Here is a 13301-nt window from a genome sequence, read left to right as displayed (position 1 = left end):
GCGCAGCCGCAGCAGGATGGAAAGCGGGTCGCGGGTCATGCCGACATCGCGGCATCGAGCGCGCGGAACGCCTCGGTCACGCCAATGCGCGGCGCGTCCTTGCGCTGGGCGAGGAAGGCCTCGATGCGGGGGGCCAGGCGCAGCGCCTCGTCCACCGCCGCATCCGTCCCGGCGCGATAGGCGCCGAGCCGCACCAGCTCCGCCATCTCCGCCGCGAGGGAGAGGATGCCGCGGGCGCGGGTCAGCGCCGCGCGCTCCGGCTCCTCCAGGCAGCCGGGGACGGTGCGCGACAGGCTGCGCAGCACGTCGATGGCGGGCCAGCGGCCGCGTTCCCCGATCCTGCGGTCCAGCACGACATGGCCGTCCAGGATGCCGCGCACGGCATCCGCCACCGGCTCGTCATGGTCGTCGCCGTCGACCAGCACGGTGAACAGGCCGGTGATGAAGCCGCCCGTCGATTCCAGGCAGGGGCCGGCGCGTTCCAGCAGGCGCGGCAGCTCGGCGAAGACGCTCGGCGTGTGGCCGCGGGTCGCCGGCACCTCGCCGGCTGCCAGCCCGATCTCGCGGCAGGCGAGCGCGAAGCGGGTGACGCTGTCCATCATCATCAGGACGTGGCGGCCCCCCGCCGCCAGGGATTCGGCGATGGTCATGGCGGCGAAGGCCGCTTCGCGGCGCATGGGCGCCGGCGCGTCGGAGGTGGCGCAGACCACGGTGCTGCGCGCCAGCCCTTCCGCGCCCAGGTCGTCCTCGATGAACTCCCGCAGCTCCCGCCCGCGTTCGCCGACGAGGCAGAGCACGGCGGCGTCGCAGCCCGCGCCGCGCGCCAGCATCGACAGCAGCGTGGACTTGCCGACGCCAGACGCCGCGAAAAGGCCGAGCCGCTGGCCCCGCCGCATGGTGCAGAAGGCGTCGAGCGCGCGCACCCCGAGGTCGAGCCGCGGGCCGAGCCGCGCGCGCAGCGCCGCATCCGGCGCGCGGGCGCGCACCGGGCGCGCGACGGGCCCGGCCGCGAGCGGCCCCTTGCCGTCCATCGGCCGGCCCAGCGGGTCCACCACGCGGCCGAGCCAGGATTCGCAGGGTGACAGCGTCGCCGGCCCTTCCAGCCGCGCGCGGGCGCCGAGGCGGATGCCGTCGAGCGGCGCGAAGGCGACCGCGCGTGCCCCGCGCGGGCCCACCGCCACCACCTCCGCCGGCAGGCCGGGCCCGAGCGCGAGGCGCGATCCGATGGCGACGAAGCCGGACAGGCCCGTCACCTCGACCGACAGCGCATCGACCACGGCGACGCGGCCTTCCACCTGTTCGCCGAAATTGCCGGCGCGCAGCGAATCCGCCGCGCGGCGGATGGCGGACACGCCCATCGGCGGCGTCAGCGCCGCGCCTCGGCCGGCTGGCGCGCGCCGAAGGCCAGCAGCCGTTCGGGCGACAGCTCGATCAGCAGCCGCTCCTCCAGCCGGTGGACGGCGACCGCGTGTTCGCGCCAGGGGCCGCGCAGCGTGTGCGGCACCTCCTCGCGCGAATCGGGCGGCAGGGACAGCACCTCGCCCACGTCGTCGGCGAGCAGGCTGTAGAGCTCGCCCTGGTCCTCGACCACCACGCTCATCCGCTTGGTGCCGGCGGCGGCGGGCGGCAGGCCGAGCCGGTCGCGCAGGTCCACCGCGGTGACGATGCGGCCGCGCAGGTTCAGCACCCCGGCCACGCCGGAGGCGGCGAGCGGGACGCGCGCGATGTGCTCCGAGCGGATCACGTCGCGCACCTGCGGCACCGGGACGCCGCAGAGCCGCCCGTCCACCTGCATGGTCAGCAGCAGGCGCGCTTCGTCGGATGCGGCGGTCATGCCTCGGCTCCCTGGCTCATGGCCCGCGCCAGCGCGTCCAGCACGCGGTCGCGGTCGAACTTGGCGACGTAGTCCTGGAACCCGGCCTGGTGGCCGCGCGCCACGTCCACCGGGTTTGCCTTGCTGGTCAGCGCCACCACCGGCGTCGCGGCCCAGGGACCGCCGCGGCGGATCTCGGCCAGGAGGCCGAAGCCGTCCATGCCCGGCATCTCGATGTCGGTCAGGATGGCGTCGAAGCACTGCCCCTCGGCCCGCAGCTTCAGCGCCTGCGCGGCATCGGCGCGCGCGGTCACGTCGTAGCCGGCCGCGGTCAGCGCCGGCACGACCACCTGGCGGAAGAACCCGCTGTCCTCCACCAGCAGCAGGCGCGGCGCGCGGGCGTCATGGCGGCCGAACCAGGCGGGGTCGCCGCTGCGCAGCCAGTAGGCGCAGTCCAGCACGTCGGTCGCGCGGCCGGCCACGATGGCGGAGCCGAGGAAGCCCGGCCGGTCGGAGGAGGAGCGCAGCACCAGCCTTTCCTCCAGCACGTCGATGATCTCGTCCACCATGAGGCCGAGCCGCCGCGCCCCGTCCTGGAAGACCATCACCTGCTGCTGCGTGCCCGGCGCCGGCGGTTCCCAGTGGCCGAGCGGGACGAGCGGCATCAGCTGGCCGCGGTACTGCGTCATCGGGCTGCCGCCGGCCATCTCCACCGCCTCGGCCGGCAGCGATTCCAGCCGCGCGACGACGCCGAGCGGCACGACCGCCGGCGTCGGCGCGCCGCCGGCGCGGAACAGCAGCACCTGCGTGCGCGCATCCGCCTCGGCCACCGCTTCCTGCTGCACCGCGCCGCCGCCGCCCACGCCCGCCATGCGGGCGACACCCGCGGGGTCCAGGATCATGATGACCCCGCCATCGCCGAGGATGGTGTTGCCCGAGAAGACGGACAGGTCGCGCAGGATCGGCGCGACGGGCTTCACCACGATCTCCTCCGTGTCGAAGACGCCGTCGACCAGCAGGCCGAAGCGGCCGGAGTCGCCCTGCAGGACCGCGACGAAGCCGTCCACCTCCGCGCCGCCCGCATAGGCGTCGCGCAGGCCTAGCAGGGGGCCGAGCGCGACCAGCGGCAGCAGCTGCCCGCGCAGCCGCAGCACCGGCGCCGCGTCCAGCCATTCCACCGCGACAGACCCGCGGCCGACGCGGACCAGTTCCACCACCGTCGCCTGCGGCACCGCGAAGCGTTCACCCGCCGCCTGCACGACGAGGGCGGAGACGATGGCCAGCGTCAGCGGGATCCGCACGCTGACCGTGGTGCCGCGCCCGGGCACGGTCTGGAGGTCCACCGTCCCGCCGATGCGTTCGATGTTGCTGCGCACCACGTCCATCCCGACGCCGCGGCCCGACACGGCGGTCACCGCTTCCGCGGTCGAGAAGCCGGGGCGGAAGACGAAGCGCGCCACCTCGTCGTCGCGCATCGCGGCCAGCTCCGCCTCGGTCGCGAGGCCGCGGCCGAGGATGCGCGCGCGGACCTTCGCGAGGTCGAGTCCCCGGCCGTCGTCGGCGATCTCGATGACGATGCGCCCGCCCTCGTGCCGCGCCGACAGCGCGATCCGCCCGCTCTCCGGCTTGCCCGCGGCGCGGCGCTGGTCGGGGCGTTCGAGGCCATGGTCGCAGCTGTTGCGGACCATGTGGGTCAGCGGGTCGCGGATCAGCTCCAGCACCTGGCGGTCCAGCTCGGTCTCGCCGCCCGACATCGCCAGCTCGATCCGCTTGCCGAGCTCGGCGCCGAGGTCGCGCACGATGCGCGGCAGCGGGCCCCAGGCGGCGGAGACCGGCTGCATGCGGGTCTTCATCACGCCTTCCTGCATGTCCGACGTGATGCGCGACAGCCGCGCGAGCGGCGCGGTGAAGGGGGACGCCTCCTCGCCGCGCGCCATCTGCAGCAGCTGGTTGCGCACCAGCACCAGCTCCGAGGCGAGGGTCATCAGCTCGTCGAGCACGGTTAGGGAGACGCGGATGCTCTGCGCCGGGGCGCGGGCAGCGCCGGCCGCCTCGGCCGCGGGCAGCGGGGCGGCGGGTTCCGCGCCCGGCAGGGCGACGGGTTCCGCGCCCGGCGGGGCGACGGGTTCCGCGCCCGGCGGGGCGACGGGATCGGCGCCCGGCGGGGCGGGCTCGGCCGCCGCGGGCTCCTCGTGCGGGGGGGGCGCGGCGGGGGCCGTCGCGGCGGGCGGGGCGGCCATCGCGCCCTTCTCGGCCGCGTCGAGGGCCGCGATCAGCGCGCCGTCGTCGCCCTCGGGCTCGGCCCCGCCCTCGGCCAGGCCGGCGAGGATGCGGCGGATCGCGTCCATCGCCGCGAGCACGGCGCTGACGCCGGCCTGAGTGACCGGCACCTCGCCGTCGCGGTAGCGGCCGAGCAGGTTCTCCGCCGCGTGCGCCACCGCGCTCAGGCGGTGCAGGGCGAGGAAGCCGGCCGCGCCCTTCACGCTGTGGACCATGCGGAAGATGCGGGCCAGCGTCTCCGCATCCCCGTCCTGCCGTTCGAGGGCGACGAGCGCGGTGTCGAGCTCGGCAAGCGCCTCGCCCGTCTCCGCCAGGAACTCAGCCAGAAGGTCTTCCATCGCGCATCCTGCGGCCAGCGTCGTGAAGGAGATCGCAGGCAGGTCGGACCGCCGTGTTAATCGCCGCCGCCGTGCCGGCGCGCGCCACCTTCGCCCCCGGAAAGAGGCGCGCAACAAGGCGGGCCCAGCCTCGCTTCAGCCGACCGAGGACCGGGCGGAACCGGATGGTGCGGGGGATGATCCCCGGCGCGACCGTCCTCATCGATGGCGGCATGCCCCGGACCGGGCCCCTGCCGCCGCGCCCCCGGAAGACCCGCGGGCGACGTCGCAAGAGGAATGACGACAATGCCCATGAACTCGATCGCCACCAACTCCGGCGCGATGGTGGCCCTGCAGGCGCTGAACCGCACCAACGACGAGCTGTCGGTGGTGCAGAAGCGCGTGTCCACCGGCATGCGCGTGTCGGACGCCAAGGACGACGGCGCCGCCTACACGGTGGCGCAGCAGGTCCGCGCCGACATGGGTGCCATCACCTCCGCCAACGAGCAGCTCGGCGGCTCCAAGGGCATCCTGGACACCACGATCGCGGGTCTCCAGAAGGTCTCGGAGACGATGGTGCAGATCAAGTCCGTGCTCGGCAAGATCGGCGACAGCCGCGTCACCGGCGAGGAGCGGGCGGGCTACAACCTGCAGTTCTCCGCCCTGGTCAACCAGGTGAACCGCTTCATCGGCGACACCACCTACAACGGCAGCACGCTGCTGACGACGGACGACCTGGCCGGCGCGAACATCACCGCGATCCGCAACGAGCGCGGCGACAGCTACACCATCGGCACCACCGACGGCACCACGCTGACCTTCGACACCGCGGTGAACCTGACCGCGGCGAACACGGCCGCGGCGGCGCCCTTCGCCGCCGCCCTGACCGCCGAGGAGGCGCGCGCCATGCTCGGCAGCGCCGACGACGCCGGCTCGCTCGGCGCCAACAAGCTGTTCACCACCGTGCAGACGGCGGTGAACAACGCGCTGAACCAGTACGGCAGCGACAGCAAGTACGTCGACGCCCAGGTCAGCTACAACAAGCAGAAGCTCGATGCGCTGGAAGGCGGCATCGGCGCGCTGATCGACGCCGACCTGGCGAAGGAAAGCGCGCGGCTGCAGAGCCTCCAGATCCGCCAGCAGCTCGGCACCCAGTCGCTGAGCACGGCGAACCAGGCGCCGCAGGCCCTGCTGCGGCTGTTCCAGTAAGGCAGCCGAACCGGGCCGGGGGCGCCGCCCCCGGCCCGCCCCCCATCCCGTATCGTCCCTGAGGAACAGGCGGCCCAATGCTCATCGAGGCGAGCCCCTCCGCAGCCCCCCCCGCGCAGGCCCGGGCCGTGCGGGCCTATGGCGCGGTGCAATCCGCGCGTTCGCAGCGCGCGCAGGAGGCGGAGGTCTTCTCCATCCTGGCCGGCCGCCTGCACGGCGCGCTGAAGTCCGGCGACCCCATCGCGAAGGTGCGCGCCGCCGCCGATGCGCGGCGCGTCTTCACCGCCATCGAGGCGCTGGTCATCCACCCCTCCTGCCCGCTGCCGATGGACCTCCGGATGTCGATCGGCGCCGTCTCCCGCCGCGCGCTGCGCGAGGTGGAGGGGCGCGAGCCCGATCTCGGCTTCCTCGCCGGGATCGCGGAGGACTTCGCACTCGGCCTCGCCGACCGGCCGCAAGGTGCCGCGCCATGAACATGATCAACAACGACGACCCGAACCGCGTGCGGCGGCTGGTGCTGGAGCTGCGCGCGGGCGACCGCATGCTGGTGAACGGCGCGGCCCTGCAGTTCCAGACCCGCGCCTCGGTGGTGCTGTCGAACCGCGCCCGCTTCCTGTTCGGCAAGCAGATCCTGGCGCCGGACGATGCCCGCACGCCGGCGCGCAGGCTGTATTTCGCCATGCAGGCGGCCTATGTCTGCGAGGATGCGGAGCGCCCGCAGTACCTTGGCTTCGCGCGCGCGCTGGCGCAGGACTACCTGGAAGCGACGTCGAACGCCGCCGTGCTGCGCATCCTGCACCAGGCGATGGACGACCTGGAAGCCGACCGCTGCTGGGAGGCGATGCGCCGCGTGCGGGAGCTGTTCGCGCATGACGACGCGATGCTGGCCCATGCGGCGCCGGAACCGGCGCAGGGCGCGCCGGGCTAGGCGCCGCGCATGGGCCCCGCGGGCTACCTGCTGTCGCTGTTCGGATCGGGCGACGGGGGCGTGCCGCTCGGCCCGGGCGGGCGGATCGGGCTCTACAAGTCCAGCCTCGCCAACGCGGCGCGCGACACGGAGCGGCTGCGCCGCGACCCGGCGGTGCTGCGCGACCTCGCGCGGCTGGACCGCGCCATCGCGAAGGCGAAGACGCCCGAGGACCTGTTCAAGGACCCGGTGGTGGTGAAGACGCTGCTGGAGGGCCTCGGCCTGGCCGACCAGGCGGCGAATGTCGGGCTGGCGAAGCAGGCGCTGATGTCGGACCCGTCCAAGGCCGGCTCCCTCGCCGCGCGGCTGCCCGATGCGCGCTGGAAGGCGGCGGCCGAACAGCTCGGCTTCGCCAAGGGCGGGCTCGACGCGCTGCGGACGGCTGCGGTGCGGGACGTCATCGCCAACGGGGTCGTCGAATACCGGCGCGTCTCCGCCATCGGCAAGCAGAGCCGCGCCGTGGCCGACGCGCTGGTGATCCACAAGCTGCAGGACGGCAAGGCACCGGACGTCTACGAGGTGCTGGGCAACAAGGTGATGCGCCGCGTCGTGCAGACGCTCGGCTCCCTGCCCGACCAGCTCGCCATGCAGGGCATCGAGGCGCAGGCGCGGTCGGTGGAAGGGCGTGTCAGGCTCGACGACCTCGCGAAGTCCGCGACGCGTGAGCGCATGATCCAGCGCTACCTCACCATGGCCGAGGACAACGCGCCCGAGGAAACCTCCTTCGAATCGCTGATCCTCAAGCTGTGATGCCCGGCCCACGAAATCCCGGCCTGCGGCCCGCGCAGCGGGCCGGGCGCCCAAGGCGCGCTGGCGCCTGAAGCATGACGTGCGTCAGCACGTCATGAGCCCGGCATGAGGCGGCGCGCCAGCGCCTCAACATCCGCCGCCGCCGGGGAAGCCGGGTGGCGCGTGAGCAGCGGCATCTGCCGCCCGATCGCCTCCGCCACGCGCTCGTCGCGGCGCAGCACGCCGGCCAGCGGCACGTCTCGGCGCAGGAAGGTCGTGCAGGCGTGCTGCAGCGTCGCCGCCGTGCGCCGGCCCGCCGCATCGTCGCGCGCCTGGTTCACCACGATGCGCGCATCCCCGCCCGGGTGGTCGCGGTCGTGCAGCTTCAGCACGGCATAGGCATCGGTCAGGCTGGTCGGCTCCGAGGTGGTGACGACCAGCAGCAGGTCGGCCAGCGCCGCCATCCGGCGCGTCGCCGGGTCGATCCCGGCGCCGAGGTCGAGCACCACCACCTCCCACCCGCGGGCGGCGTCCTCCAGCAGCACGCGCACGCGCTCCACCGCTTCCTCGGACAGGGCGCCCACCGTGCCGCTGCCGGACCTTCCGGGCAGCACGTCGAATCCCGCGGCCTCGTGGCGGATCACCGCCTGCCCGAAGGGCACGCGGCCGGCCAGCACGCTCAGCATGTCCCGCTCCGGCCGGAGGCCGAGCTGCACGTCCACATTGGCCAGGCCGAAGTCGCCATCCGCCAGCAGCACGCGCCGCCCGCGATGCGCCAGCGCCTGCGACAGGGTGATGGCCAGCCAGGTCTTGCCGACGCCGCCCTTGCCCGAGGCGATGGCGATGATGCGGCCGCGTCCTGCGGTCATGTCGGGTGTCCTTCCTGCGGCGCGGCGTCGAGATGGCTGCGCCGGCGCAGCCTGGCGGCGAGCCAGGCGGGGTCGATGGGAATGAGCGATCCGGTGGCGCCCGGCCCCGTCCCGGCCTCGCAGAGCGCGAGCCGCCCGGCCGCGCCGGCCGCCAGCGCCGCGCCGATCCGCCGCGTGACGTCGAGCCGGGTGGGCAGCAGGTGGGTCGCGCCGATGGCGGCGAAGGCGCGCGCCTGGTCCGCGGCCTCGGCCGCATCCAGCCCGGCGGGCAGCACCAGCGCCACCGATGCGCCCGTCGCGGCCGCGAAGCCCGCCAGCAGGCGCGCCTGTTCCGGCACGAAGGGGTCGATGCCGGCGGTGTCGATCAGCACGGGCTGCGCCGGGTCGCGCCGCGCCATCGCCTTCAGCAGCGTCGCCTGCGTCAGCGCGACGGCGAGCGTGGCGCCCAGCAGCCGCGTGTAGCTCGCCAGCTGTTCCGCCGCGCCCGCGCGTTCGCCGTCCGTGGTGACGACCAGCGGCGGCGGGTGCCCCGCCAGCACGCGGCGCGCCGCGATCTTGGCCGTGGTCAGCGTCTTGCCCGCGCCATGCGGCCCGGCCAGCAGCAGTGGGCGCGCGATGCCGTCGGGCAGGCGCGCGAAGCGGAAGGATGCCTCGAGCGAGGCTTCCAGCGGGCCGTGCAGCAGCCGCTCCGCCAGCGCGGCGGGCACGCCGTGGAAGGCGAGCGCCGCGGCATCGGGGGAGGGGGGCGGCGCGGGCGGCGGCGGCGGCGGCGGGGCGGCCGGCATCCGCGCCAGCGGCGCGATGAGGAGCGGCTCCTCCGTGTCCTCCTCGTCGAGGCCCGCCGTCACCTCGATCCCGCCCGCGACGCGCCGCGTGGACAGCAGCGCCGCGTCGGGGCCGAGTTCCTGCTTCAGCAGGCGCATCGCCTCGGCCATGGTGGGTGCGCGGAGGACGCGGATGCGCATGGCGCGTCAGACCTGGCCCAGCATGCGGATGCGCGCGCGGGCATGGATCTCGCCCTGCGCCAGCACCGGCGTCGCGGGACGCAGGCGTTCGACCACCGCGCGCAGATGCGCGCGCACCGCGCCGGAGCAGACGATCACCGGCGCCTCGCCGCCCGCCGCCGCATTGTCCAGCACGTCGCGCAGGCGGCGCACGAATTCCGACAGCCGCGACGGCGCCATGGCGAGCTGACGTTCCTCCGGCGGGCCGACCAGCGCCTCCTGGAAGGCGGCTTCCCAGTCCGGGCCGATCGCCACCACCGGCACATGCCCCGCCGGCGCGCGCACCGAATCCGTGATCTGGCGCGCCAGGCGCTGGCGCACGGCGCCGAGGATGCCGGGCAGGCCGCGCGCGCCGGCGGCGGTCGCGTCCTGGATGCCTTCGAGGATGGTCGGCAGGTCCCGGATGGAAACGCGTTCCGCCAGCAGCGCCTGCAGCACCCGCTGCACCGTGCCCATGCTGGCCTGGGCGGGGACGAGGTCGGCGACGATGCGGCGATGTTCCTCGGGCAGGGCGTCCAGCAGGCGGCGCGCCTCGGCATAGGACAGCAGGTCCGCCATGTTGTCGCGCACGATCTCGGTCAGGTGGGTGGCGAGCACGCCGGCGGCGTCCACCACCGTGCAGCCGCGCGCCAGCGCCTCGGCCTTGCGCTCCTCCTCGATCCAGATGGCGGGCAGGCCGAAGGCGGGCTCCTGGCAGCGTTCGCCGGCCAGGCCGGCGGCGGCGCCGCCGGGGTCGATCGCCAGGTGCTTCGGCGGGCGCAGCGTGCCGGTGCCGGCCTCCACCTCCTTCACGCGCAGCGCGTAGCCTTCGGGCGGCAGGCTCATGTTGTCCTGCACGCGGACGGAAGGCAGGACGAAGCCCATCTCGGCCGCCAGCGTCCGGCGCAGCGCGCGGATCTGCTCCGTCAGGCGCGGCGCCTCCCCGGTGGCAAGGGACAGCAGCCCGTAGCCGAGCTCGATCCGCAGCCCGTCGACGCGCAGCGCCTCGGCCGCCTGCGCCTCCTCGCCGGGCGGCGCGGCGGCGGCGGGCGCGGCCGCCGCCTCGGCATCGGCCGCGGCATGGCGGCGCGCCCAGGCCAGCGCGCCCGCACCGGCAGCGAGCGCGAGGAAGGGCAGGGCCGGCATCCCCGGCATCGCGGCCATCAGCACGGATGCGGCGGCCGCGATGGCCAGCGGCTTCGGCCCGCCGATGAGCTGCAGCGCGATCAGCTGGTCGGCGCGGCCGACCGCGCCCGCCTTGGTCACCACGATGCCCGCCGCGACGGAGACCAGCAGCGCCGGGATCTGGCTGACCAGCCCGTCGCCCACCGTCAGCACGGAGAAGGTCTGCACCGCGTCGCCGAGCGGCATCCCGTGCCGTCCGAGCCCGATGGCCAACCCGCCGAGCAGGTTGACGAAGGTCACGATGATGCCGGCGATGGCGTCGCCGCGGACGAATTTCGCGGCGCCGTCCATCGACCCGTAGAAGGCGCTCTCCTGCTCCAGCTCGCTCCGGCGGCGGCGGGCCTCCGCCTCGTCGATCGCGCCGGCCGACAGGTCGGCGTCGATCGCCATCTGCTTGCCGGGCATCGCGTCCAGGCTGAAGCGGGCCGCCACTTCCGCGATGCGGCCCGACCCCTTGGTGACCACCATGAAGTTGACGACGAGCAGGATGGCGAAGACCACCATGCCCACCAGCACGTCGCCGCCCATCAGGAAGCCGCCGAAGGCTGCAACGACGTGGCCGACCGCGTCCGGCCCCTCGTGCCCATGCGTCAGGATCGCCCGCGTGGTCGCGATGTTGAGCGCGAGGCGCAGCAGCGTGGTCAGCAGCAGCACGGTCGGGAAGGCGGTGAATTCCAGCGGGCGGTTCAGGAACAGCGCGACCATCAGCACCAGCACCGAGGAGGTGATGGAGATGGCGAGCGCGAGGTCCAGCAGCAGCGTCGGCAGCGGCACCAGCATGACCGCCAGCAGCGCGATGACGCCGACCGCGAGCGCGACGTCCCCGCCCGGCCGCGCCGCGCCGATCCAGCCCTGCCAGGTGCCCCCCGCCGCCGCCATGGCGCGTCAGTCCGCCGCGTAGCCCGGCGCGGCCGGCACGGCCAGGCCCATGGCGCGGTAGTCGTGCAGCTTGTTCCGCAGCGCGCGGATGGAGATTCCGAGGATCTCCGCCGCCCGCGTGCGGTTGCCGAGGCAGTGGGACAGCGTGCCGATGATGAGGTCCCGCTCCACCTCCTCCACCCTGCGGCCGACCAGGAAGTCTATCCCGCCCGCCGCGGCGGGCTGCGCCGCGGCCGGGCGCAGCTCCACCGCATCGGCCGCGATCTCCGCCCCTTCGGCCAGCAGCACGGCGCGGTGGACGGCGTTCTCCAGCTCCCGCACGTTGCCGGGCCAGGGGTGGGACAGCAGGGCGGCGCGCGCGGCGGGGGCGAAGCCGCGCCGGGGCAGGCCGTTGGCGTCGGCGTAGCGGGACGCGAAATGCTCGGCCAGCGGCAGGATGTCGGCGGGGCGTTCGCGCAGCGGCGGCAGGCGCAGCCGCACCACGTCGAGACGGAAATACAGGTCCTCGCGGAAGCGGCCGGCCTTCACCTCCGCGCCGAGGTCGCGGTTGGTCGCGGCCAGGATGCGGACATCGACGCGCACCGGGCGCGTGCCGCCCAGGCGGTCCACCTCCCTTTCCTGGATGACGCGCAGCAGCTTGGCCTGCAGGCGCGGGTCCATCTCGCCGATCTCGTCGAGCAGCAGGGTCCCGCCATCGGCCTGCTCGAAGCGGCCCTTGCGGGCGGCCACCGCGCCCGAGAAGGCGCCCTTCTCGTGGCCGAACAGCTCGCTCTCCAGCAGCGTCTCCGGCAGGGCGGCGCAGTTCAGCGCGACGAAGGGGCCGCTCGCGCGGCGGCTGGCCGCGTGGACGTGGCGCGCCAGCACTTCCTTGCCGGTGCCGCTCTCCCCGGTGATGAGGATCGAGGCCTCGGCGGGCGCGACCTGCGCGGCGCGGGCGAGGACCGCCAGCATCGCCGGGTCGCGCGCCACCGGCGCATCGGCGCGGCGGGTGCTGCCGGCCGCGGCTTCCAGCATGGCGGCGATCAGGTCGGCGTCGGGCGGCAGGGGCAGGAAGTCCCTCGCCCCCGCGCGCACGGCCGCCACCGCCTCGGCCGAGGCTTCCTCGGGCCCGCAGGCGATCACCGGGCAGGCGATGCGCTCGGCGGCGACGGCGCGCATCAGCGCTGCCACGTCCTGCCCGACATGGCACAGCACGAGGTCGGCGCCCGGGCCGCGCAGATGCGCCAGCGCGGGGGGGACCGCATCCGCCTGCGCCAGCGCCGCGCCGCGGTCCTTCGCCATCCGCGCCGCCACCGCGAGCGGGCCCGACAGCGGTCCAATGATGAGCAGGCGGGTCATCGCGGTCAGCCCAGCCGGTCGGTCTTGACGATCTCGGTCATCGTCACGCCGAGGCGGTTGTCGTCCACCATCACCACCTCGCCGCGCGCGACGAGGCGGTTGTTGACGTAGATGTCCACCGCCTCGCCGAGCTTGCGGTCCAGCTCCACCATCGCGCCGCGGCCGAGCTTCAGCAGCTGGCTCACCTGCATCGTCGCGCGGCCCAGCACCGCGCTGACCTGCACCGGGATGTCGTAGATCGCGCCGAGGTCGTCACTCGCGCCCGGGCGCGGTCGCGGCGCGGCCTCGCCCTCGTTCAGCTCGCCCAGCCGCAGCGGGTCGCGTGTGTCGTCCATCCGTCCCGTCCTCATCCCACCAGGCCCTGATCGGCCAGAAGCTGTTCGATGGCGGCGCGCGCCGCGGCGCCGCGCCGTTCGGCCGCGCCGCCCTGCCAGGCGGCGCGCAGGTCTCCGGGCGCGAGCGCCGCATCCTCCCGCACTTCCACCCGCGCCTCGCCCGCGAAGCGCGCGGACAGGGCCGGCGCCAGGGCGGGGGCGACATGCAGCGTCACGCCCGGCTCGTCCGCCAGCGCGGGCAGCAGCGAGGCCGCGAAGCGCGCCGCCTCCGCCTCGCCCTGCCGCTCGGCCAGCGAGGGCAGCGCGGCGAGGAGGACGGCGAGCACGGTGCGCGCGACCTCGGCCGCCGCGGCCTCCGCCAGGCGCCGCCATTCGGCCCCGCCATCCGCAAGGGCGG

The 13301-nt window shown here is 75.0% G+C and carries 13 protein-coding genes; 4 read left to right on the top strand and 9 right to left on the bottom strand.

What is annotated here, in order from left to right:
- Positions 1 to 35: 35 nt before the first annotated feature.
- From ACK8OX_RS24865 to ACK8OX_RS24855, 3 genes are read right to left on the bottom strand one after another with little or no spacing between them, the layout of a single operon-like run.
- Positions 36 to 1358, bottom strand: a complete 1323-nt coding sequence (locus ACK8OX_RS24865) for a FliI/YscN family ATPase (protein ID WP_430666984.1) — start codon at positions 1356 to 1358, stop codon at positions 36 to 38.
- A gap of 8 nt (positions 1359 to 1366) precedes the next feature.
- Positions 1367 to 1834 carry a chemotaxis protein CheW gene (locus ACK8OX_RS24860; protein ID WP_430666983.1) on the bottom strand — a complete coding sequence of 156 codons (468 nt, stop codon included), beginning with the start codon at positions 1832 to 1834 and terminating at the stop codon, positions 1367 to 1369.
- A complete protein-coding gene (locus tag ACK8OX_RS24855; RefSeq protein ID WP_430666982.1) occupies positions 1831 to 4431 on the bottom strand; it encodes a chemotaxis protein CheW in 2601 nt (866 codons plus the stop codon). The genes ACK8OX_RS24860 and ACK8OX_RS24855 overlap by 4 nt, the downstream gene beginning before the upstream one ends.
- Positions 4432 to 4722: 291 nt before the next feature.
- On the opposite strand from ACK8OX_RS24855, the gene ACK8OX_RS24850 reads away from it, so the two are divergent.
- The 4 genes from ACK8OX_RS24850 to ACK8OX_RS24835 all read left to right on the top strand — a co-directional run bounded on the left by ACK8OX_RS24850 (position 4723) and on the right by ACK8OX_RS24835 (position 7336).
- Positions 4723 to 5619, top strand: a complete 897-nt coding sequence (locus tag ACK8OX_RS24850; protein ID WP_430666981.1) for a flagellin — start codon at positions 4723 to 4725, stop codon at positions 5617 to 5619.
- A 77-nt stretch (positions 5620 to 5696) separates the two neighbouring features.
- The gene (locus ACK8OX_RS24845; protein WP_430666980.1) at positions 5697 to 6092 is read left to right on the top strand and encodes a flagellar biosynthesis regulator FlaF; all 396 of its coding nucleotides are present in this window, start codon (positions 5697 to 5699) and stop codon (positions 6090 to 6092) included.
- Entirely contained in the window at positions 6089 to 6547 is a 459-nt protein-coding gene (locus tag ACK8OX_RS24840) for a flagellar biosynthesis repressor FlbT (protein ID WP_430666979.1), read from the top strand. The genes ACK8OX_RS24845 and ACK8OX_RS24840 overlap by 4 nt, the downstream gene beginning before the upstream one ends.
- A 9-nt stretch (positions 6548 to 6556) precedes the next feature.
- Positions 6557 to 7336, top strand: a complete 780-nt coding sequence (locus ACK8OX_RS24835) for a DUF1217 domain-containing protein (protein WP_430666978.1) — start codon at positions 6557 to 6559, stop codon at positions 7334 to 7336.
- A 92-nt stretch (positions 7337 to 7428) separates the two neighbouring features.
- On the opposite strand, the gene ACK8OX_RS24830 is transcribed toward ACK8OX_RS24835, so the two are convergent.
- The 6 genes from ACK8OX_RS24830 to ACK8OX_RS24805 form a co-directional block, all read right to left on the bottom strand.
- On the bottom strand, positions 7429 to 8184 hold the full coding sequence (locus ACK8OX_RS24830) for an AAA family ATPase (protein WP_430666977.1): 756 nt from the start codon (positions 8182 to 8184) through the stop codon (positions 7429 to 7431).
- Entirely contained in the window at positions 8181 to 9149 is a 969-nt protein-coding gene (locus ACK8OX_RS24825; RefSeq protein ID WP_430666976.1) for a GTP-binding protein, read from the bottom strand. Before ACK8OX_RS24825 ends, ACK8OX_RS24830 begins: the two co-directional genes overlap by 4 nt.
- A 6-nt stretch (positions 9150 to 9155) precedes the next feature.
- Complete coding sequence (flhA, locus tag ACK8OX_RS24820; protein WP_430666974.1) at positions 9156 to 11231, bottom strand: flagellar biosynthesis protein FlhA; 2076 nt, start codon at positions 11229 to 11231, stop codon at positions 9156 to 9158.
- A 6-nt stretch (positions 11232 to 11237) separates the two neighbouring features.
- Complete coding sequence (locus ACK8OX_RS24815; RefSeq protein ID WP_430666973.1) at positions 11238 to 12569, bottom strand: sigma-54 interaction domain-containing protein; 1332 nt, start codon at positions 12567 to 12569, stop codon at positions 11238 to 11240.
- A 5-nt stretch (positions 12570 to 12574) separates the two neighbouring features.
- Positions 12575 to 12904 (bottom strand): flagellar motor switch protein FliN, encoded by a 330-nt coding sequence (fliN, locus tag ACK8OX_RS24810; RefSeq protein ID WP_430666972.1) that lies wholly within the window; start codon positions 12902 to 12904, stop codon positions 12575 to 12577.
- A gap of 11 nt (positions 12905 to 12915) precedes the next feature.
- Positions 12916 to 13301, bottom strand: a 386-nt coding sequence (locus ACK8OX_RS24805; protein WP_430666971.1) for a hypothetical protein, incomplete at its 5' end; no start/stop codon positions are given.

The organism is Falsiroseomonas sp. CW058 (assembly GCF_050563535.1).
Classification (GTDB): Bacteria; Pseudomonadota; Alphaproteobacteria; order Acetobacterales; family Acetobacteraceae; genus Falsiroseomonas.
The sequence above is the reverse complement of the archived record's forward strand: the minus strand, read 5'-3'. Positions and strand labels throughout refer to the sequence as shown.